Annotated in this window: 17 protein-coding genes and 6 pseudogenes; 13 read left to right on the top strand and 10 right to left on the bottom strand. The window is 68.8% G+C overall.

Annotated elements, in window-relative coordinates; genetic code table 11:
• Positions 1-3: 3 nt before the first annotated feature.
• Complete coding sequence (locus V4Y03_RS04140) at positions 4-153, bottom strand: hypothetical protein (protein WP_317875724.1); 150 nt, start codon at positions 151-153, stop codon at positions 4-6.
• Positions 154-363: 210 nt separating this feature from the next.
• Between V4Y03_RS04140 and V4Y03_RS04135 the strand changes: the two genes are divergently transcribed.
• From V4Y03_RS04135 to V4Y03_RS33860, 4 genes and pseudogenes are all read left to right on the top strand, one after another.
• Positions 364-2016, top strand: coding sequence for an ABC-F family ATP-binding cassette domain-containing protein (locus V4Y03_RS04135; protein ID WP_317875725.1), 1653 nt, complete (start codon positions 364-366; stop codon positions 2014-2016).
• Positions 2017-2195: 179 nt separating this feature from the next.
• A complete protein-coding gene (locus tag V4Y03_RS04130) occupies positions 2196-2492 on the top strand; it encodes a hypothetical protein (RefSeq protein WP_332434033.1) in 297 nt (98 codons plus the stop codon).
• A gap of 122 nt (positions 2493-2614) precedes the next feature.
• Complete coding sequence (locus tag V4Y03_RS04125) at positions 2615-3733, top strand: NADAR family protein (RefSeq protein WP_332434032.1); 1119 nt, start codon at positions 2615-2617, stop codon at positions 3731-3733.
• A gap of 315 nt (positions 3734-4048) precedes the next feature.
• Positions 4049-4415: pseudogene (locus tag V4Y03_RS33860) on the top strand (IS5/IS1182 family transposase); the annotation flags it as partial.
• Positions 4416-4751: 336 nt separating this feature from the next.
• On the opposite strand, the pseudogene V4Y03_RS04115 reads toward V4Y03_RS33860, so the two are convergent.
• A pseudogene (locus tag V4Y03_RS04115) lies at positions 4752-5238 on the bottom strand (IS5 family transposase); the annotation flags it as partial.
• A 429-nt stretch (positions 5239-5667) separates the two neighbouring features.
• Here V4Y03_RS04115 and V4Y03_RS04110 point away from each other — a divergent pair.
• The gene (locus V4Y03_RS04110) at positions 5668-6102 is read left to right on the top strand and encodes a hypothetical protein (protein ID WP_317875728.1); all 435 of its coding nucleotides are present in this window, start codon (positions 5668-5670) and stop codon (positions 6100-6102) included.
• Positions 6103-6463: 361 nt separating this feature from the next.
• Here the strand turns inward: V4Y03_RS04110 and V4Y03_RS04105 are convergent, their stop codons facing one another.
• Positions 6464-7213, bottom strand: a complete 750-nt coding sequence (locus V4Y03_RS04105; RefSeq protein WP_332437108.1) for a transposase family protein — start codon at positions 7211-7213, stop codon at positions 6464-6466.
• Positions 7214-7289: 76 nt separating this feature from the next.
• On the opposite strand from V4Y03_RS04105, the pseudogene V4Y03_RS33855 reads away from it, so the two are divergent.
• The 4 genes and pseudogenes from V4Y03_RS33855 to V4Y03_RS04085 form a co-directional block, all read left to right on the top strand.
• Positions 7290-7379, top strand: a pseudogene (locus V4Y03_RS33855) (helix-turn-helix domain-containing protein); the annotation flags it as partial.
• 143 nt (positions 7380-7522) lie between these two features.
• Positions 7523-7915, top strand: coding sequence for a hypothetical protein (locus V4Y03_RS04100; protein WP_317872977.1), 393 nt, complete (start codon positions 7523-7525; stop codon positions 7913-7915).
• Positions 7916-7994: 79 nt separating this feature from the next.
• A pseudogene (locus V4Y03_RS33850) lies at positions 7995-9072 on the top strand (IS630 family transposase).
• A gap of 143 nt (positions 9073-9215) precedes the next feature.
• Positions 9216-9683, top strand: coding sequence for a hypothetical protein (locus V4Y03_RS04085; RefSeq protein WP_332434031.1), 468 nt, complete (start codon positions 9216-9218; stop codon positions 9681-9683).
• Positions 9684-9712: 29 nt separating this feature from the next.
• On the opposite strand, the gene V4Y03_RS04080 is transcribed toward V4Y03_RS04085, so the two are convergent.
• A complete protein-coding gene (locus V4Y03_RS04080; RefSeq protein ID WP_332434030.1) occupies positions 9713-9880 on the bottom strand; it encodes a hypothetical protein in 168 nt (55 codons plus the stop codon).
• 491 nt (positions 9881-10371) lie between these two features.
• Here V4Y03_RS04080 and V4Y03_RS04075 point away from each other — a divergent pair.
• Positions 10372-11582 (top strand): IS3 family transposase gene (locus V4Y03_RS04075; RefSeq protein WP_332437106.1). Its coding sequence is split into 2 segments (ribosomal slippage): positions 10372-10663 and positions 10663-11582, totalling 1212 coding nucleotides; the frame shifts between segments, so codons are not numbered across the junction.
• A 126-nt stretch (positions 11583-11708) separates the two neighbouring features.
• On the opposite strand, the gene V4Y03_RS04070 is transcribed toward V4Y03_RS04075, so the two are convergent.
• Positions 11709-12203, bottom strand: a complete 495-nt coding sequence (locus tag V4Y03_RS04070; RefSeq protein ID WP_332434029.1) for an HIT family protein — start codon at positions 12201-12203, stop codon at positions 11709-11711.
• Between the two features lie 410 nt (positions 12204-12613).
• Here V4Y03_RS04070 and V4Y03_RS04065 point away from each other — a divergent pair, with 410 nt between their 5' ends.
• Positions 12614-13201 carry a matrixin family metalloprotease gene (locus tag V4Y03_RS04065; protein ID WP_317875729.1) on the top strand — a complete coding sequence of 196 codons (588 nt, stop codon included), beginning with the start codon at positions 12614-12616 and terminating at the stop codon, positions 13199-13201.
• Positions 13202-13203: 2 nt separating this feature from the next.
• Entirely contained in the window at positions 13204-13686 is a 483-nt protein-coding gene (locus V4Y03_RS04060) for a hypothetical protein (RefSeq protein ID WP_332434028.1), read from the top strand.
• Between the two features lie 334 nt (positions 13687-14020).
• Here the strand turns inward: V4Y03_RS04060 and V4Y03_RS04055 are convergent, their stop codons facing one another.
• The 4 genes and pseudogenes from V4Y03_RS04055 to V4Y03_RS04040 form a co-directional block, all read right to left on the bottom strand.
• The gene (locus V4Y03_RS04055) at positions 14021-15112 is read right to left on the bottom strand and encodes a transposase (protein ID WP_332437105.1); all 1092 of its coding nucleotides are present in this window, start codon (positions 15110-15112) and stop codon (positions 14021-14023) included.
• Positions 15113-15274: 162 nt separating this feature from the next.
• Positions 15275-15996: pseudogene (locus tag V4Y03_RS04050) on the bottom strand (IS5 family transposase); the annotation flags it as partial.
• Between the two features lie 226 nt (positions 15997-16222).
• Positions 16223-16426: a cold-shock protein gene (locus V4Y03_RS04045; RefSeq protein ID WP_030224583.1), complete on the bottom strand. Its 204-nt coding sequence runs from the start codon at positions 16424-16426 to the stop codon at positions 16223-16225.
• A gap of 232 nt (positions 16427-16658) precedes the next feature.
• Positions 16659-16997, bottom strand: coding sequence for a MerR family transcriptional regulator (locus tag V4Y03_RS04040; RefSeq protein WP_332434027.1), 339 nt, complete (start codon positions 16995-16997; stop codon positions 16659-16661).
• Between the two features lie 944 nt (positions 16998-17941).
• Between V4Y03_RS04040 and V4Y03_RS04035 the strand changes: the two are divergent.
• Positions 17942-18217 (top strand): annotated as a pseudogene (locus V4Y03_RS04035) (hypothetical protein); the annotation flags it as partial.
• Between the two features lie 246 nt (positions 18218-18463).
• Here V4Y03_RS04035 and V4Y03_RS04030 read toward each other — a convergent pair.
• Entirely contained in the window at positions 18464-19243 is a 780-nt protein-coding gene (locus V4Y03_RS04030) for a hypothetical protein (protein ID WP_332434026.1), read from the bottom strand.
• Positions 19244-19439 lie beyond the last annotated feature (196 nt).

Here is a 19439-nt window from a genome sequence, read left to right as displayed (position 1 = left end):
TGATCAGCTGCGGACGCGGTTGCCGAGGAACTCGTTGAGCAGTTCACGCTTGAAGACGAGACCGTCGGTCTCGAGCTCCGGCGTGCCGGCCGTGTCCGCCTGGTGCAGTTCGGCGGTCTCCTGGGTCTCCGGACGCTGAGCGTTGGACTCCATGGTGTTTCCCCTCTCTTCGAGTGGACGGGCGGTCGGGAACACGGGTGTTGCCCGTTTCCGACCACCCAGTGGTCGCCGAGCCGAACGGGAGGTGCCCCGAACGGCCGGTCGGTGGCGACGGTGTCACGGCAATTTCTCTCGCTCAAGACCGCCGTGAGAGATTGAACCGATTCAGACGCGTCACACCGGCCGGCGAGGGGTGGGAGATCGATGGGATTTCTGGAGGTTTCCGGTCTTGAATACTGGTTGGCCGACGGTCGGATGCTTTTTCACGATGCGTCCTTCCGGGTCGGGGACGGCGACAAGGTAGCCCTGATCGGTGCGAACGGACTGGGGAAGACGACGTTGTTGCGCCTGGTCACAGGCGAGTTGAAGCCGGAATCCGGAACCGTCCGGGTGGTCGGCGGGCTGGGGGTGATGCCCCAGTTCATCGGTTCGGTGCGGGATTCGACCACGGTGCACGAATTCCTCGTGTCCCTCGCCCGGCCGGAATTGCGGCAAGCGTTTTCGGACATGGAACGTGCTGAACTCGCCATGATGGAGTCGGACAGCGAGGCCGTCCAGATCCGATATGCCGAAGCGCTGTCCGTGTGGGGCGATGCCGGCGGCTACGACGCCGAGGTCGAATGGGACCTCGTCACCCAGGCCGCGCTCCGGCTGCCCTTCGACCAGGCCCGGTTCCGTGAGCTGCGCACCCTCTCCGGCGGAGAGCAGAAGCGGCTCGCCCTGGAGGCGCTGTTCCGGGGCAGTGCGCAGGTGCTGCTCCTGGACGAACCGGACAACTACCTCGACGTACCGGGAAAGCGGCAGCTGGAGGAGACCATGGCGGCCTCCCCGAAGACCGTGCTGTACGTCAGCCACGACCGCGAACTGCTCGCCGCGACGGCCACCCGGGTGCTGACCCTGGAGGCCGGGGGCGTCTGGGTGCACGGCGGCGGTTTCCGCGACTACCACGAGGCCCGTACGGCGCGCCTTGAACGTCTCGACGAGCTGCACCGCCGCTGGTCCGAGGAGCACCAGCGGCTCAAGGACCTGGTCCGCACCCTCCAGCAGCAGGCGAAGATCTCGGCGTCGATGGCCGGGAAGTACCGGGCGACGCAGACCCGGCTGGCCCGCTTCGAGGAGGCCGGCCCACCGCCGGAGCGCCCGGTGGAGCAGAACGTCCGCATGCGGCTGCGCGGCGACCGTACGGCACTTCGCGCGGTCCGCTGCGAGGGTCTCGAACTGCGGGGACTTACAAAGCCGTTCGATCTGGAGGTGTTCTTCGGGGAGCGGGTCGCGGTGCTGGGCGCCAACGGCACCGGCAAGTCCCATCTGCTGCGGCTGCTCGCGGCCGGCGGCAGCGATCTGGAGCTTCACGAACCGGACCGGCACGGCGAGCCGGTCGCCCACACGGGCACCGCCCGCCTCGGCGGGCGGGTCCGGCCCGGCTGGTTCGCGCAGACCCAGCAGCGGCCCGACCTGATCGGACGCACCCTGGTGGAGATCCTGGGCCGGGGCGACGGGGACCGGGACGGCCGGGAACGCGGCGGGGCGGTGTCCGCGCTGCGGCGCTACGAACTCCAGGCCCAGGCCGATCAGACCTTCGAGTCGCTGTCCGGCGGCCAGCAGGCCCGCTTCCAGATCCTGCTGCTCGAACTGCAGGGCGCCACGCTGCTGTTGCTCGACGAACCCACGGACAACCTGGACCTGCACAGCGCCGAGGCCCTGGAGGCGGCGCTCGAACTCTTCGAGGGCACGGTCCTCTCGGTCACCCACGACCGCTGGTTCGCCCGCACCTTCGACCGCTTCGTGGTCCTCGACGACGACGGCAAGGTCCGCGAACACGACGGCCCGTACTGGGGCCCGGGCATCCCGGTCTGAGCCGGCCGCGAGGAGGAAGGGCCCGCGCGGCGGAGGCGGTGGGGGCCCTTCGACGGCACGCCAACCCCGAATGTGCTCTCGCTCGTGGGGCGTTGGCCGGATGAGCACCGGGTCCGGGCGGCGCCAGGCTCTGTTCACCCGAAGGCCGGAAGCGATCGGCGGGCGGTACAGTGCGCGCCGTGGACATACCCGACTGGTTCGTATGGATCGCGCTCGGCCTGACGGCCCTCCAGTCCGTGGGCCTCGTCCCCGTCATCCGCCGGATGCGCGACACCGACCCCGCGCTGCGCTCCCAAGGGCGTTTCGACCTGCTGGACACCCTCGGCAGCCTGCTCATGTTCGTCGGTCTGATGCTGAGCCTCTTCCTGACGGCATCCTGGGCCTGGCTCTGCCTCGCCGGTCTCGCGCTCATGACCGCCGTCTACGCGGTGAAGGGCGCCCGCCTGCTCCGCGCCCGCCGCCGCCGGACGGCCTGACCCGGAAGCCCGCCCGGGGCACCCGCGCGGGCGGGGGGCCTCCCGAGCGGCGCAGGCCTCGCTGCGGTTCGTCCCCCGGGAAATCAAGGTCCGCTCCGCGGTCGCTCCGGCACAATCGCGGGATGATCGGCAGACGTATCACCTATCGCACCGCGGACGGCGTCCGTATACCCGGGACCTGGCGGCACGCCTTCATCCGTAACGGCAGCTACTTCCTCACCGACTTGTTCATCTACGCCGACGGACTCATCGACTGCTGGGGCCTGGTCACCGTCGAGGAGTTCGAGGAGAAGCTGCGGACCGGCCGGGTGGCCACCACCCTCCCGGACGGCGCCGAGGCATCCGCGCACGATCTGGCGCGCTGGAAGTTCAGTGAGCCGCGGAGCTGGCTCACCCCTGAACTGGTGGTCGCCGAAGTCCGTGACACCATCGACCAGTTGAACCAGCGGCCCGACTCGACCGACCGTTGCCTGGCCGCCGTCGACGTCTTCCTCGCGGATCGGACAGAGGAGAACCGCGCCGCCGCACACACCGCGTTCCTGGCCGTCCCGGCCTCCAACCGCCGCTACGTGCTGGGCGACATGGACAGCAAGGACTGGCCGCTGCGGGTGCTGGTGGCAGGGCCCGGCGGTCGGACCTACGTGCCGAGTGATCCGCCGGTCTCATCGGAGGCGTACGACAGGGCCCTCGCGTACTTCGAGGAGCGCGCCCACTGGCGTGCGCAGCACGAAAAGCGCGTCCCGGCAGACGGACCGGAGGTCGCTTACGCCCCGGCGATCCACCTCTTCGAGTCGTATCCGAACGAGGCGGTGTCCGATCCCGGTCACCGCGGACTGCGCAACGACTACCCGGCCCCGCTCACCGTCGGGGAGGTCGTCTACCCCTCCGTCGCCCACGCCTACTGGGCCCTGTCGGTCGCTCAGCCGGAGGTCCGCAGTGCGATCGCGGCGGCGGACACGGCATTCGCGGCACGCGAACTCGCGGCTGCGGCAGCTCGCCGTGAGGGCTGGGAGCACGTCCGCGCCGCCGTCATGACCCGACTGCTCCGTGTCAAGTACGACCAGCATCCCCAACTGGCCGAGATCCTGCTCGCGACGGACGACGCCACCATGATCTACGACGACATCAACTCGGCCTTCTGGGGCGAGAACGGCGGCCACGGCCGCAACTGGACCGGCCGTCTCCTCGAACTCGTCCGCTCCGAACTGCACATGCGGCGAAACGGGATCCCCGGGCTGTGACCGGTCCGGGCGTGCGACCTCCAAGGCCGGTCGATCGTCCTTGGCCGGAAGCGCGCTCGGCGGCCCCGTGATGATCATCAACGACCCGGATTGGTAGGTCTCCACGACCAGGAGGCGCGGGAGGTCCGGGGGGAGTGAGCGGCGCAGCCCACCCCGCTGCATCGTTCACATGTTCGATTCTATGCCTCTGGGGTGCGCCAGACCGGAAGGCCGTGGCTGTTGTGCCGGAGCGCGATAGTTGTCACCTGAGCTCGATACCTGTCACCGACGTGGTCGGCAGCTGTATCGGCCGTGGTGTGGCGCCCCTGGCTGGCGTCGGGCGGCCCCCGCGTCAGGCCTGACGCGGTCATCGCAGGCAAGGTGTACTCGTCCCAGGCCATCCGCCAGGTCCCGCGCAGGCGGGGCATCCGGGCAGTGAGCCCGGAGCGAACGGAGCAGAAGGCCAACGGTCTTCGGCGCGGACAGGCCGGAGGCAGACCGACCATCGGCCTTCGACAGCGGGCTCTACAAGGCCCGCAACGCGGTCGAACGCCGCTTTAACCGTCTCAAGCAGTTCCGCCCGATCGCCGCCCGCTACAAGGCTGACGCCCACCTTGCCGCACTCATCCTCTGGCTACGCGAACCCGTCCAAGATGTTTGTCAGGCAAGGCCGTCCCGGTTTAGGCCGCGGCGGCGACGGTAGCCGTGGCCGTGGCCTTCAGCGCGGTCCGGGCGTCGACGAGGGCGGGGCCGCGTTCGATCGTCGCCCAGTGCGGGTGAGTGAGGACCTGCTCGGAGAGGTCGAGGATCAGGGTGCGCAGACGGGTGTCCTCCGCGAGCTGATCGGGGGTGCAGCCGGGGGACGCTTCGCGGCCCGGCTCGACGACCGCGCCGGTCGTCCCGTGGATCTTGGTTTCCCGGCCGGGCTCGGTTCAACCGACCACGGCAAGGTCCGGGCCAGTGCCTCGTGCTCGGCGCGGGCGCGGTGCAGGCGGACCTGGAGGTCGGCCAGGTCATCAGGGAAGTCGTATCCGGGGGTGACGGCTGCTTCGAAGGACTCGGCGGTCTTGTCGTACGGGGTCGCAATACCGCGCCACTGCTTCAGCCGGTTGAAGCACCGTCCCACGACGTTGCCGCTGCTTGTAGACCTCGCGGCCGGTGGGCGGCCTCCTCGGCTGCCTCGTCGGGCCCGGTTGCGGACCTGGTCGGCCCGCTCGGGAATCGTGTGCGGGATGACACGGCGGCGGAGCCAGGTGCGGAAGGCTCTTTGGCTGTAGCCCTTGCCTCCCAGGACGTGATCGGGCCTGATGCGGGGTCGTCCCGGTCTGATCCGGGGCACCCGGATCGCTTCCATCATGGCGGTGAACCGGGTGCAGTCGTTGGTGTTGCCACCCGTCACGACGAAGGCGAGCGGGCGGCCCCGGCCCTCACAGGCGAGGGGGATCTTGCTGGTCAGACCGCCTCGGGACGGACCGGGGGCCGGGTCGCGGAGCCTCCTTTCGGGCCCCCGCCGCGTGCTGGTGAGCGCCAGAACCCGCGAAGACTCCCTGCCCGACGATCTGCCCGGCAGACTGCCGTGCGCGACCGGCACGAGCACCCCGGCACGGAATCGCACCAGGCCCGTGACCTGCCACTTCACGATGCACACCACTCGCCGGCGCGGCCAGACCCTCCCGATCTCGCGGGAGGCCGACCGCTCGGGCCGGCGGCCACGTCACCGGAACGCGTCTGAGTTCGGCTACGTCCTTCGCCGCCGACATCGGTGCGAGTGCGGCAGCTTCTTGCGTGGCCACTGACACGGCATTCAGGCCGTTCGGTGGCCGGAACCAGTAGAAGAACACCTTTCCCCTCGGAATCCGGCGCGCCCACCTCGGTGCACTGCCATGATCTACCCGCAAGGTATGTGACATTTCACATTGCTCTCAGATGAGGGCAACGGAAGAGGGACGGACCCCATGAAGAGTCTTGCCACTGTTGCGGTCGCCGCTGCGACCCTGGCTACCCTGGCCACCGGCCAGGAAGCCGTCGCCGCGCCGACCGGGCCGGTCGGCGCCGTCGTCACCTGCGGCACCCCCGGTGCGCCCGGGATCCTCCTCACCAGGGCCTGTGTCGAGGTGACCGGCAACCAGGTCCGCTTCTACGGGGTCGCAGCCACGACCAACTCCGGGTGGCAGCCCCAGCAGGTCGGCTTCACGGTCTCCGGCACGGTCGTCGGCGGCGCCCCGATCGCGCCCATCAACCCGACCGTGCTCGTGCAGGCGGGCACGACCTCGGTCGGCAGCGTCGTCACCACCGCGCCGTGCGGCTCGACGGTCACCGGCAACTTCTCCGTGAACCAGTGGGGCTGGCCCCCGTCGACCGCGACCGTCTCGGCCGTGGTGTCCTGCTGACCAGAGGCTCCACCCGGCTCCCGAGCCCGCACCAAGAGCGACTCGCCGCCACCCCGGTGACCCACGCACTCTGAGCCCCTGCGACAGCACCCCGCCCCGGGAACGGCACCGGAACCTCCGGACACAGACCGCCCCGGGGGCCGCAAACTCAGAGTGCGTGTACGGGCCGGGCCGGAGAAGTCCTCACCGAGGTCGGCCCGGCAGAGCCGGGCGGCCGGCCCCCCTGCGCCCCGCGCCCCACCGAGCAGGAGCTGTCGAACTGGGAAGGCCTCGGCGCCTGGCCCGGCCGAGGACGCCCCGGTGACCGATGCCGCCATCGGTGGTTGAACTAGTGATCTGAGTCAGTGAGCCTTTTCCAACCTCACGTTGAGGCGTGGTGAAGGACGACGACCGCCTTCACCACGTCCGTGATCCGGTTCGTGCTGCAGTGGAGCTTCCGGAGGAGGCGCCACCCCTTGAGGGTGGCCATGGTGCGTTCGCCGAGGCAGCGGATCTTGGCGTGGGTGGTGTTGTGACGACGCTTCCATCGCTTGAGGCGACGGCCGCGAAAGGGCACCCGGACAGGCCCGCCGGCTCCCTGGTACGCCTTGTCCGCCCAGCATTTGAGGTCCGCCTCGGCGAGGGCTTCGGTGATCCCATGGTGGCGTGCGGCGGTCAGGTCGTGAGTCGAGCCGGGCAGAGCCGGCGAGGCCCAGAGCAGGCGTCCGAACGGGTCGGTGAGGACCTGGACGTTCATGCCCTGGCGTTTGTGTTTCCCGGAGTGGTACGGGGTGTCGGCGGCGATCCGGTCGATCGGCAGCAGGGTGCCGTCCAGAATCACGAACGCCTTCATCTGGATCGTCTTCATCGCCTCGGCCAGGGACGGGGCGAGGGCGGCCAGTACGTCGACGGCCTCGCGTATGTAGCGGAAGGCGGTCGCGATCTTGATACCGAATCCGGCGGCGAGTTGGGCGTAGGTGTCACCACACCGCAGGTGGGCGAGGGCGAGCAGGGCTTGGCGCCCTGGTGTCAGTCGTCGCCACCGCGTGCCGGTCTCCTGCCGCCGGGAGGTGAGATGTCCGGCCAGATATCGCAGGGTGCGACTGGACAGGTCGATCGACGACGGGTAGATACTGACTTCGGCTCGTCAGGGTGATCTTTGTCGATGTGCCTGATGGGCCTGGGGTGCGGGCTGTATCTCGTGTTGTGTGAGATATGCGGATGGGGGTGGGCTGACCGCTGAGGGGCGGCAGCGTCGGGAGGCCGTACGGCGGCAGGCGGCCGAGTTGTTCGAGCGGTAGGTCAAGGCACCGGAGATCGCGCGACGACTGCGGGTGAGCCCGAAGTCGGCCTACCATGCGAGGGTGGTCCCCGTGGACGGGACGATCACGGCGGACGCCCGCGAACGCGCCGCCGGACGGACGAACGGACGGCGGACGGCATGAGCGAGGTCTGGCGAGGGCTGCAGCCCCTGCGCGTGGCACCCGGCTGGCGGATCGACATCAACAGCCTCTACGCCGTGGACCCTTCACCGGAGACCATCGAGTGGTTCTACGGCTCCGCGCTGGTGAGCGGCCACCGGGTGCACGACGGGCTCTGCTTCGACGCGCGCTGGGAGCCGGAGGGCGATCCCAAGGGGGCCTACGGCGTCGACTTCCTCCGACTCGCCGGATTCGGACGGAAGGGACGGAGCACCCGCGAGCCCACCCCTCTCGGCACCTGGACCACCAGGAGCCGGACCGCGCTCGTGACGGCCCTGGAGGAGTTCATGTTCACCGGGAACCTCCCCGCCGGCCACACCGCTCCGCCGCCGTTCCCGAACCATCACGATTGACTACCTGACTTCGGCTCGTCAGGGTGAACCTTCGCGAAGGCCCTGATGGGTCTGGAGCGGTGGCTGTACCCGGTGGTGTGTGAGATATGCGAATGGGGGCGGGCTGACCGCCGCGGGCCGTGAGCGTCGGGAAGTGGTACGGATCCAGGCGGCCGAGCTGTTCGAGCGGGGAGTCAAGGCACCGGAGGTCGCGCGACGACTGCGGGTGAGCCCGAAGTCGGCCTACCAGTGGCACCAATTGTGGCGGGAGGGTGGGGCCGGGGCACTGGCCTCCCGCGGCCCGAGCGGATCTCGATGCCGTCTGTCCCCGCGCTGCCTGGAGAAACTGGCCGTGTACCTGGAACAGGGCCAGCAGAACACGGTTGGGTGGAGGACCAGGTGTGGACCGCGGCGCGGGTGGCCACGCTGATCAGCCGGAAGTTCCACTTCTCCTACAGCGTCTCGGGCGCCACGAGGCTGATGCACCGGCTCGGCTTCAGCCCGCAGGTCCCCGCGCGGAAGGTCGCTGAGCGCGACGAGCAGGCCGTCACTGCGTGGAAGGAGGCGACCTGGGCGGAGGTAAAAGAGCGCGGGCGGCCTGCGGGGGCTACATCTGCTTCGAGGACGAGGCAGGCTTCACCCGCCGGCCGCCCAAAGGACGCACCTGGGGCCGACGGGGCCGCACCCCTGTCGTGACGGTCAGCGGCCGGCGCTCGGGACGTCTGTCGGTGGCCGGGCTGATCGCCATGCGGCCCGGCTCCCGTACCCGGCTGTGCCACCGTCTGCGATCCCATCCCGCGGGCAGAGGCAAGCGCCGCAGCATGGGCGAGCGCGACTTCATCGCGCTGATCGACGGCGTCCACCAGCTGGTCAAGGCGCCGATCGTGCTGGTCTGGGACCGTCTGAACACCCACGTCTCCCACGCCATGCGCGACTTGATCGCCGAACGTGCCTGGCTGACGGTGTTCCTGCTGCCCGCCTACTCGCCGGACCTCAACCCCGTGGAGTGGGTCTGGGCACACGTCAAGCGCAGCCTGGCCAACCTCGCCGTGGTCGCCCTCGACCGACTCGAGGCCCTCGTCCGCAACCGGCTCAAACGCCTGCAGTACCGGCCCGAGACCCTCGACGGCTTCATAGCCGGCACCGGCCTGACCCTCGACACCCCAACGTCACCCTGACAAGCCGAAGTCAGTAAGCACGCGAGGCTCCTGGCAGCACGGTGGATCTTGGTCGTGACACCGTCTACCAAGAGCTTCGTCGTTGTGCAGGAGCGTCCAACTCGTGCCCACTACCGCCAGGTTGGAAAAGGCTCAGTGGCTTGATGGTGGTTTTGGCTGCTCTGACGGCGTGCGCCGGCCCCTATCAGTACTATGAGGGAACAGGGATCCACGACGCCGTGGCGGCCGAAGTCGCTGGGGGCTGGGAAAACGTCGAGGGGACCCGCATGGTGCTTCGCGACGACGGTACGGCTCTTTTCGAAGAGCTCGACGGGCAGGGCTTCGACTTTGAGGACGGCTGGCGCCTCTCCGGTACAGGAACCTGGCAACTGGCTGACGACGACGGCGGACAGGTCGTCCGAATCGCACTGACAGCCCGGACCCGGGTGGAGAGCCGTTCTCCCGCGCCGGCCACTGACACCTTGACTCTTGAGCCCCCATCGACATACGCGTGGTCCTTCTATGCGGACCGCGATCAGCACGACGAGTTGAAGCTGTTCTTCTTCTATGGCGATCCCGACATCGGGAACACCTACGTGATGACGCGTGAGGCAGGGGTATCGCCGAGGTAAGCCCAAAAGGGGCCACGGGGTGGTCTTGGTTACTGGCCGAGGTTGCTGACGCGGTTCGCGTACTCGCAGTGGGCCTTGCGCTGTGCCGGGATCGCTGCGGCGTTGTCGAGCAGCCAGCAGCTGTCGAGGAGTTGGCGGTGTACCGCCGGGATGGGCGCAAGGCCTCCTGAACTCGCTACCAGTCCACCCAGGTCCAAACGATTTCCATTGCGTGCAGGCTGCACGCCAGCGCGAGCGCGGCGTCCTGGCCCTCGTCCTGAACACGGTCGGTGGCATCGACGCTGGTCCAGCGTCTGACTGCCCGGCGGTCTCCGGCCCCTCCGCGACCCGGACGCAGCCAACGAGTAGCGAAGACTCCGCATCTCGGGGGAACCTCAGCCGGCCGCCTTACCGCTGGGAGCGTGCCCAGTCGGCCACGGCTCCCCAGGTGGCACCATCCCTGCTGGCCCGGTGGATAACGACCCACAGTATCCCGGTGGCGATCGCCGCGATTAGATATCCCACAGTCTCTCCCTCTTCAACGGAACGCTGGATTTGATCAGCGACTCCCCACGAAATCAAGATCCGCCCGGCAGATGTGATGCCCGCCTCAGCGCAAAGGGCTACAGACCAGAACAACGGACCTTGACCCCGGGTTTTGGACACCGGAGACACTTGGATCTTGATGGTCCAGGAGAACGGAGTCCCCGTGGGGATGAAGCATTACCCCGCCGAGTTCAAGGCGGACGCGGTCGCGTTGTACCGGTCCAGGCCGGGAGCGACGATCAAGTCGGTCGCCGCCGATCTCGGGGTGAACACCGAGACGCTGCGCAACTGGATCCGGGCCGCCGACGGCCTCCGATCTGGCGCCCACTCCGAGCCGCTGGCCGCCTCGCGGGCCGGCGGCGACGCCGTGCAGGCGGAGCTGGCCGCGGCCCGCAAGAGGATCCGTGAGCTTGAGGAAGAGCGGGACATCCTCCGTAAGGCGGCCCGGTATTTCGCGACGGAGACGCGCTGGTGAACCGCTACCAGTTCGTTGAAGATCACCAGCGCCGACACGGCGTGAAGCGGCTCTGCGACATCCTCGGCCTGGCCCGCTCGAGCTTCTCCTACTGGCGCCGCACCGCGGCGGCAAGGGCGGCCCGGCAGGCCGTCGAGGCCGGGCTCGCGGCCCGGATACGCGAGGTCCATCAGAAATCTGACGGCACCTACGGAGTCCCCAGGATCACCGCCGAGCTCCGCGACGAGGGCGGCCCGGTGGTCAACCACAAGCGGGTCGCGAGGATCATGCGGACCATCGGGCTCGAGGGAGTCCGTCTACGCCGCCGGCACCGCACCACGCTCGCGGACCAGGCCGCGGCGAAGGCACCGGACCCGCTCGGCCGTGACTTCACCGCCACCGCCGTGAACACGAAGTACGTCGGCGACATCACATATCTGCCGGTCAGCGGCGCGAAGCCGCTCTACCTTGCGACCGTCATCGACCTCGCCTCACGCCGGCTGGCCGGGTGGGCGATCGCCGACCACATGCGCACCGAGCTCGTCATCGACGCCCTGACGGCCGCCGAGCGGACCCGCGGAGACTTGACCGGAGCGATCATGCACACCGACCACGGGTCTCAATACACGAGCAGGGCATTCGCGGAAATCTGCAGGTCAGCAGGGGTCCGCCAGAGCATGGGCGCGGTCGGCTCCAGCGCCGATAACGCCGCCGCGGAAAGCTTTGACGCCGCTCTCAAGAGAGAGACACTCAAAGGCCGCAAAGCCTGGTCGAGCGAGCGTGAGGCCAGGCTCGACGCCTTCCGCTGGCTGACCCGCTACAACACCCGCCGCCGGCACTCCCGCCTCGGCCAACGATCCCCGATCGCCTACGAGAACGCCCTCCAGCCAGCAACAACTACCCTGACCCAAGCCGCATAGACGTGTTCAAAATCCGGGGTCAAGGCCCGACACCGACTCCGCCCGCAACCTCACCGCCGCATTCGCAGCCCAGAGCGCCCTCACCACCCGCCGGCAACACCCCTGAACCGGCGCCCGCCAGGACCGTCAGGCCAGGCGCCGCCGCAGCTCCGCCGCGATCCTCGCGGTCTCGGCCGGGGCCACATCGGCGACCCCGTGCTCCGCCATGAGCGCGTGGAACTGCTGCTGCTCGTACGGGACCCCAGGCGGAAGGGCAGCGACATGCCAATGCACGTGCGGATTGCCCTGCCGGGACCCCAATGACAACAGATACACCCGCTCCGGAGCCAGCACCTCCTCGACCGCGAGCGTCACACGGCGCACGGCCCGCATCATCCCCAGGTAGCCGTCCTCGGAGAACCCGCTGACGACATCCTCCACATGAGCCTTGGGCGCAACGAGAACCTTGCCCGGCAGCGTGGGCCATCGGTCCAGGAACGCCACATGGTCAGCGTCCTCATAGACAAGCTCGTGCTCGTAGTCGGGTTCTCCCTTCAGGAAAGCGCAGACGAAGCATGGCCCGAGACGGGCCCTGGCCTCGTACGCTTCCAGATCGAAAAGCGTGCGGTCCACGGACGACATGGCACTCCTCCACCAGAGTGGGGTTCTTCCTGCGGCTCATCGGCTGGCTGCAAGGACTGCTCCCTGCAGTGGACACTGTGTGGCCGGCCGCTGTGGGAAGACACGCGCGTCGAGAGCTCCTCGCTTCGGGCTCCGGAACCTGGCTCGTCATCGACGGCGACCTGCCCACCTCGGGAGCAGTCGTACGCGCATCGACCCGGACGGCACCTGCCACTTCGAGCGCAGCGGCTGGGCGGCCACCCTCAACGCGCAGTGAGCACCCTTGGGAACCGGGAGAGAGCCGCGCGGGGGCGTGAACCGGCGCGCGGGGGAGGTGAGGGGGAGCTCGTTGGCCGGCATTGTGGTGTGGAGCACCTGGCGGGGTGATTGCCGCTCCCCCCGGTGGTAACGGAACGCTATCGTCCGGTGACATGAGGACGAACACTTCAGGCTTCGCGGCTGCTTCGGCAGCCGCCGCGCTGCTGGCTGTTCCGGCCCCGGCGCACGCGGCCCCGGGCGCTGCCCGGCCGTATGCGTGCGTGGACGGGCTGGTCGACTCCCGTGGCCGGTCCTCCGTGGACGGCACGGAGATCGCGTGGGACGACGAGTCGAAGTTCGATGACGCGCGTAAGTACGCGGTCAGGGTATGGGGGGCGGGCACGCTCAAGCAGGTGAAGATCCTGGCCGACGGGGCTACGACGTACGCGGATCTGGAGTTCCGGGACGTCAGCAGCGTTTCCGGGCAGTGGCGTGACGTGTACGGCAAGTGGTCCCCGCAGCACGGCACGGACCATCTTCTGATGAACCGCGCCTACCTGGACGACGGGAAGCGGCGGGGTACGGACGAGCACCGCAGGCGGGTCGCCGCGCACGAGTTGGGGCACGCGCTGGGGTTCTGTCACAAGTCGTACGACGAGGGCCGGTCTCTGCTGTGGGCCGACTACGGCCAGATCGCGGAGCAGAAGCTGAACGGGCCGACCGCGAAAGACATCAAGGCGTATCACGCTCTGTGGGGATGATCATGATCAAGAAGACGACGGCCGTGGTGGCGGGCGTGGTGGCCGCCGGGGTGTTGGCGCTGGGCGGCTGGTTCGGCTACCAGGAGTGGTCGGAGCCGCTGGAGGGCCATGTGCTGCGGGGCTATGACGCGACGAGTCCGGTGAGCACCGCGCAGCACAGCGAGAACGTGTTCACGGGGCGGGTGACGGCCTTCGAGGAGCAGCGGGACATCGAGGGGTGGACGCAGGACGTCTACCGGGTCGAGGTCGGCTCGGTGCTGCGGGGGAGTGTCAGGGGGGCGGTCCGGGTGACCTACGGCCTGGACGAGGGGACCGCTGTGCGGTTGAAGGAGGGCAGCACGTACGTGTTCGCGACCAACGCCTGGACGGACGCGTCGAGGGATGGTCACGCGCAGCTGTTCCAGGGCGAGATGAGGCCGGTGGACCCGGCGCAGCTGGCGGTGTGGAAGGACGCGGCGGCTCTGCCGTTGCGGTTGAGCCAGTAGGCGGACGCGGGTGATGGGCAGCACCTCCGCCGGCGAGGCGCTGCCCCTCACCTTCCGCGGAGGGGTGGGGGGTTCAGGTGATGGACGGGATCATCGTGGCAGCGACCCGCGGGTCGGACATCAGGACGATCGGACCGGGCGCGAGGGTGATGTGGATCCAGGGCGCGGCGTTCTCGCGGTGGGAGTGACCGAGGGGCTCGATGCCTCGCCGAGGCCGACGAGAGGGGGCAGGCCGCTGTGTGCGAGGTCGTTCAGCCAGCCCGGGAGGGGTGTCGCGTCGCGGTTGTCGAGCATGGCGGCGAACCGGCGGACCAGGTCGTGGGTGTGTCTGAGTTCAGGGCAGTGGTCGAGGAGCCGGGGCAGACGGTCGTTGATGGGGAGGCTGCGTCGGTGCGGGTGGGGTGGTGATCCAGCGGGCGGCTTCGCGAGGTGAGGGCGGCCGCTCGCGTGGCCCGTCGAGGGGCAGGCCCCGCCGGAGGGGTGCGATGGCCAGCTTCACGCGCTGGTAGTGGCAGAGGTAGCCCTTGGTCTGGAGTTCCTCGTGCAGGATTTTCGCGCTGTGTTGTCCCTCGTCCCAGCGTTGTTGCAGGTAGTCGAGGTAGGGATCCAGGGTGGAGGGCTTGCGCGGTGGTCTGCGCATCACCTCCTGCCAGGTGCGAGCCCGGGCGTATTTGCCGACCGTGCGGCGGTCCAGGCCGAGTTCCCGGACCACGGAGCTGTGGCTCCGGCCGGTCCGCGCCAGGGCCTGGACGGCCCCGAACAGCCTGCGGGCATGGCGCCCGGCCCGGGTGTCGACCGCAGTGCTCTCGGTAGGTTTCTCGGCCGGTGCGGGATCGCTCTCACCGGCCGGGGGCAGCGCTGTCGGCAGACAGCCACGGTGGGCAGAGGCGATGTCCTGGACACGGCGGGAGAGACCCTGCCATAGGTGGAAGCGGTCGCTGACCTGCACCGCATCGGGGGCTCCGCCCGCGATGCCCTGCCGGTAGGTGAGGGAGCCGTCGCGGCAGGCGACCTCGACACCGGGGTGCTCGCGAAGCCACCGGCTGAGCTGTTCGGCGTCGCGTCCTTCCCAGAGGGTGAGCGGGAGGCGGGTGCTGGCGTCGACCAAGAGGGTGCCGTTGGAGTCGCCGTAAAGCGCGAAGTCATCCACCCCCCCCAGCACCCGCGGCGTCTCCAGCGGCGGAAGCGGCACCCGCATCAGTTGGGACAGGACGGTGCACCGCGAGAGCCGGATGTTCAGAATCCGCAGCATCCGGGCACCGCCACGGCCCGCCAGCACCACACCGACATCCTCCACCAGACTCTGCAACTGAGGCGTCCGCCGTTGGTAGCGCGTGGTCAGCCCCGCTATCTGTTCGGCGAAGGTCGCCTTCAGGCACGTCGGGTTTTCGCAGTACCGACGGCGTACGGACAACTTGATGTACACCGGCCGGCCCCCGAGACAGGCGTCGGCGAGGCGCCGTATACAGCGGCTGTGGCACCACGCGCTGAGCCAGCCGCATCCGGTACATCCTGCGGGCACACCGGACCTCGTACGAGCGTAGCGGGTGGCGATGCCCCGCCACTGCTTCAGGCGGTTGAAGCACCGTTCCACGACGTTGCGGTGCTTGTATGCCTCGCGGTCGAAGCCTGGCGGGCGGCCTCCGCGGCTGCCTCGCCGGGCCCGGATGCGGGCCTGGTCGGCCCGCTCGGGAATCGTGTGCGGGATGCCCCGGCGGCGGAGCCAGGTGCGGATCGCTTTCGAGCTGTAGCCCTTGTCGCCCAGGACGTGATCGGGCCGGGTCCGGGGCCGTCCCGGTCCGATCCGGGGCACCCGGATCGCTTCCATGACCGTGGTGAACCGGGTGCAGTCGTTGGTGTTGCCGCCCGTGACGACGAAGGCGAGCGGACGGCCCCGCCCGTCGCAGGCCAGGTGGATCTTGCTGGTCAGGCCGCCTCTGGACCGGCCGAGGGCCGGGTCGCGGAGCCCCTTTTTCGTGCCCCGGCCGCGTGCTGATGGGCGCGGACGACCGTGGAGTCCACCGACACCAGCCACTCGATGTCGCCCGCCGCGTCCCCCTTCGCCTGCGCGGCCCGCAGCATCCGGTCGAACGTCCCGTCCGCCGCCCACCTGCGGAAACGCGTGTGAAGCGTGGCCCACGGCCCATAACACTCGGGCACGTCCCGCCAGGCCGTCCCGGTCCGGAACTTCCACACGATCCCGTTCAACACCCTGCGATCGTCCAGCCGCTTCCGCCCCCGCAACGACTCGGGCAGCAACGACCGGACGAACTCCCACTCGGCATCGGACAGTTCATGGCGACGTATCACGACACCATGATCCACCAGCAGCGATCATTTGAAGACACTGCCTAGCGCCGCGCTTGACGCAGATCGGGGCCGCGCAGCTGTGGCCGCGCGGCCCCGATCACCACATGCCGCAGATCCCACCGCCGCCCGCGCAAAGCCCGGTGCCCGCTGCTCGGGTCGTGGCCGCGCGAAGCAGCCGTACACTCCAGTCGCGGTGCCCGCGGTTCCGCGGGCGGGGTGGGGAAGGTCAGGCCGGGTTGATGTTCTCGGCCTGGGGGCCCTTCTGGCCCTGGGTGACGTCGAACGTCACGGTCTGGCCCTCCTGGAGCTCACGGAAGCCCGAGGAGTTGATCGCCGAGTAGTGGGCGAAGACGTCCGGGCCTCCACCGTCCTGGGCGATGAAGCCGAAGCCCTTCTCCGCGTTGAACCACTTCACAGTTCCCGTAGCCATATCTCATGCCTTCCAGTCGATGAACGCCTCCCGCACCATACGGAAGACGGAGGTGATCGCCCTGGTCCCTGCGGCACAGCACAGCAAAAAACCCACGCCGAAGGCATGGGCAAGGGGAACTTCCGAACCACGACAGCTAACCGGGAGGTTACACGTCAGTACACCCCGTCACCAGAGGAAACGCCTGTATGTATGCGCGGGACCCGCCGGCGTCCGACGGGCTCGCACCGTCTCAGTCCGCGGGCGCCGGCCCGGATGATCCGGCGGCGCGGCGGTACTCGGCGTTGATGCGCTGCGCTTCTTCGAGCTGGTCCTCGAGAATGATGATGCGGCAGGCGGCCTCGATGGGGGTGCCCTGGTCGACGAGTTCCCGGGCGCGTGCGGCGATGCGCAGCTGGTAGCGGGAGTAGCGGCGGTGGCCGCCCTCGGAGCGCAGCGGGGTGATGAGGCGGGCTTCGCCGATGGCGCGGAGGAATCCTTGTGTGGTGCCGAGCATTTCGGCGGCCCGGCCCATCGTGTAGGCGGGGTAGTCGTCGTCGTCGAGACGGCCGTACGAGTCGTCTGCTGTCATTGCACCTCTCTCGTGGAACGCGTGGAGGGGCCCTGGTGCCGTACTGGCACCAGGGCCCCGAAGGAACTTCTACACCACCTGCCGGCCCTGATACTGCGCCGGCGTTCTGTGTCCGCGTACCCGACCTGGCTGCTGTCGGGGGTGCGGGGATCGCGGTTGCTTGACCGGAGACCACCTCGTTATCGATGTCCTGCGGTACCCGGGCTCACGACTTCCGCCCGGGCGATCCTGATGGCGCGGGTTCCTCCGTTCTTCCTCGGTGATCAACTACTTACTACGGGGTGCTGCGTACTGCGGGTACTGATTCACTGCGGGTACTGCTGGTGATGCGAACCACTCAGAGGCCTGTGACAGCGCCACCCTTCGGCAGCCAGCCCCGTTGCCCGTCCTGCGTCTTCTCTGGCTTAGAACCCCACTGCCGAACTTCCCGGTGCGCGCGTCCGCAGCCGACGCCTTCACCGGGGTTACTGCTCACACTCCACTGCTGGGTGCTGCGCACTGCACTCACGGGTACCGCACCTGCCATGACCGCGGTCCCGCTCGCGGCGGCCCCTGATCACTGCGGGCCACCCGGTCCGGCCGTCAGTCCCGTCGCCGTCCTGCAACAACCTGGCTTCGAAACTCCACCGCCGCACCGTCCTGCTCACTGCAACTACCTGCACTGCTTGCCGGCAGTTCGTCTCTGCCAGGCCCTGCTGTCTCTCTGGGCTACGAGAGAAACCATAACCACGCCACCACCCAATGTCTACTCCGGCCGACACAGATTTCCGTGTGTCCGGTAGACAGGTAATCGACCTCGAACAGTGACGCGAAGGGTCGCGGAGCGGTCTCTGGCAGTCCCGTGGGATGCCTCGATGCTCACGCGGCGTATTTCTGACGGGAAAGCGGTGACGGCCCTTCTCGCCCGGTGGCACGACCGGTTGACGGGACGGGACGGCCCGTGAATAGGATCGGCTTTCAAGTCGAAGCTTGACGAGCTGCTCGTTGACGTCGCCACGCTGGTGGAGTCCGGGCAGAGCAATCAGATGTCCCTGACGGTGGTCACCGGTGGCGCTGTCATCACCGGTCGGCTTGCGACCGAAGCGGTGTGGAGGCAGCGGGTCTCGGAGGTCCTGGCGGAATCCGCCCGCCTGGGAGAGTTCTCCGCCGTCTTCACCGCTGCGACATGGAGGGACGGGCCGCGTCACGGACCACATGCCAACTACCAGCACGCGCTCGAAGTCCGTGAGAGGCCCTCAGATCCCACCTGAGGCCCCCACGGTTCCGTAGCCGATTCCTGTGAGAGGACTTCCCCAGCCGCCGAGGAAGGTGACCGAGCCAGGGTACGTTCCCGCCCGTCGGTCGCTGTTGCCCTACCTCCACCCTCCGTCGTCAACTTGGCTTCAGTGCTCATGGTGAGGCGGCCGGAACATCCTCGTGGTCAGAAGCCGTGCTCAAGCGATCATGTCCGGTTGAGACACGGCCTCTCAGTAGGCGGCGAGGAAGATGGCGATGTAGTGCGCGGTGAAGGCTGCGACGGTCAGGGCGTGGAAGACCTCGTGGAAGAAGCCGCTGTCCGTCCCGGCGCTCGCGCGGAGCGAGACGAAGCCGCCGGGCTTCTTGGGTGTTCTCAACGAACCCGTCCAGGAGCCGTCGGCCCGCTTGGCCAGGAGTACCTTCTGCCAGCCGGTGCCGTCGTCGTACGAGACGTCCAGCGTCACCTTGGTGACGGTGCCCGGCACGGTCCCGAGGTCCATGGACACGGGCTTGACCGCTATCTTCCGGGTCGTGTCGGCCCTGACGTCGCCGTGCAGGTCCGTCTCCAGCTCGTAGTCCAGGTTCAGAACCGAGAACGGCTCGAAGAAGTCCGAGTCGACGGTGTCGGACATGAAAGTCCACTCGGTGTGGGTGCGGGTCGACAGCCGGAAGACGTCACCGGGCCGTTCCACGTCGAGGACGGCGCGGTAGGGCCGGTTGCCTGCCGGTACCTCCACCCACTGCATGTCGCCACTGACCGGGTTGTCGTGGATCAGCGTGTCGCCCTGGAAGACCTGAAGGTGGGACGGTGTCTCACCCCACGGCAGGTAGCCGCCAAGACGCAGGGTGTCGCTGGCGGAGGCCCACGCCTGCACGTTCCAGGTCATGTAGTTCTGCCAGCGGGAGTTGTACACGCCGAAGGACTCGCTCTGTGCGAGCCGGGTCGCCGGAGCGAACCAGTCCAGGCGGGTGGTGCTGCCCTTGGCGTACGTGTTGTCGCCCGACACCATCGACCACGGCAGCGGTCGGTCGACGCCCTACGTGTGGAACTCCCGCCAGACCTGGCCCGGGGTCACCCACTCCGTGCGGGTGCCCGGGTGCCACTCCAGCTCGGGCATGTTGAACGACGGGCTGAGGGTGAAGTCGGACCGGTAGCCCTCCGCGAGCCGCCCGCCCGCCGCCGCGTAGTAGCGGGCGTCGATCCGG

Source organism: Streptomyces sp. P9-A4 (assembly GCF_036634195.1).
In the GTDB taxonomy this organism is placed as follows: Bacteria; Actinomycetota; Actinomycetes; order Streptomycetales; family Streptomycetaceae; genus Streptomyces.
Note: the sequence above shows the minus strand (reverse complement) of the source record. Positions and strands in the feature narration are given on the sequence as shown.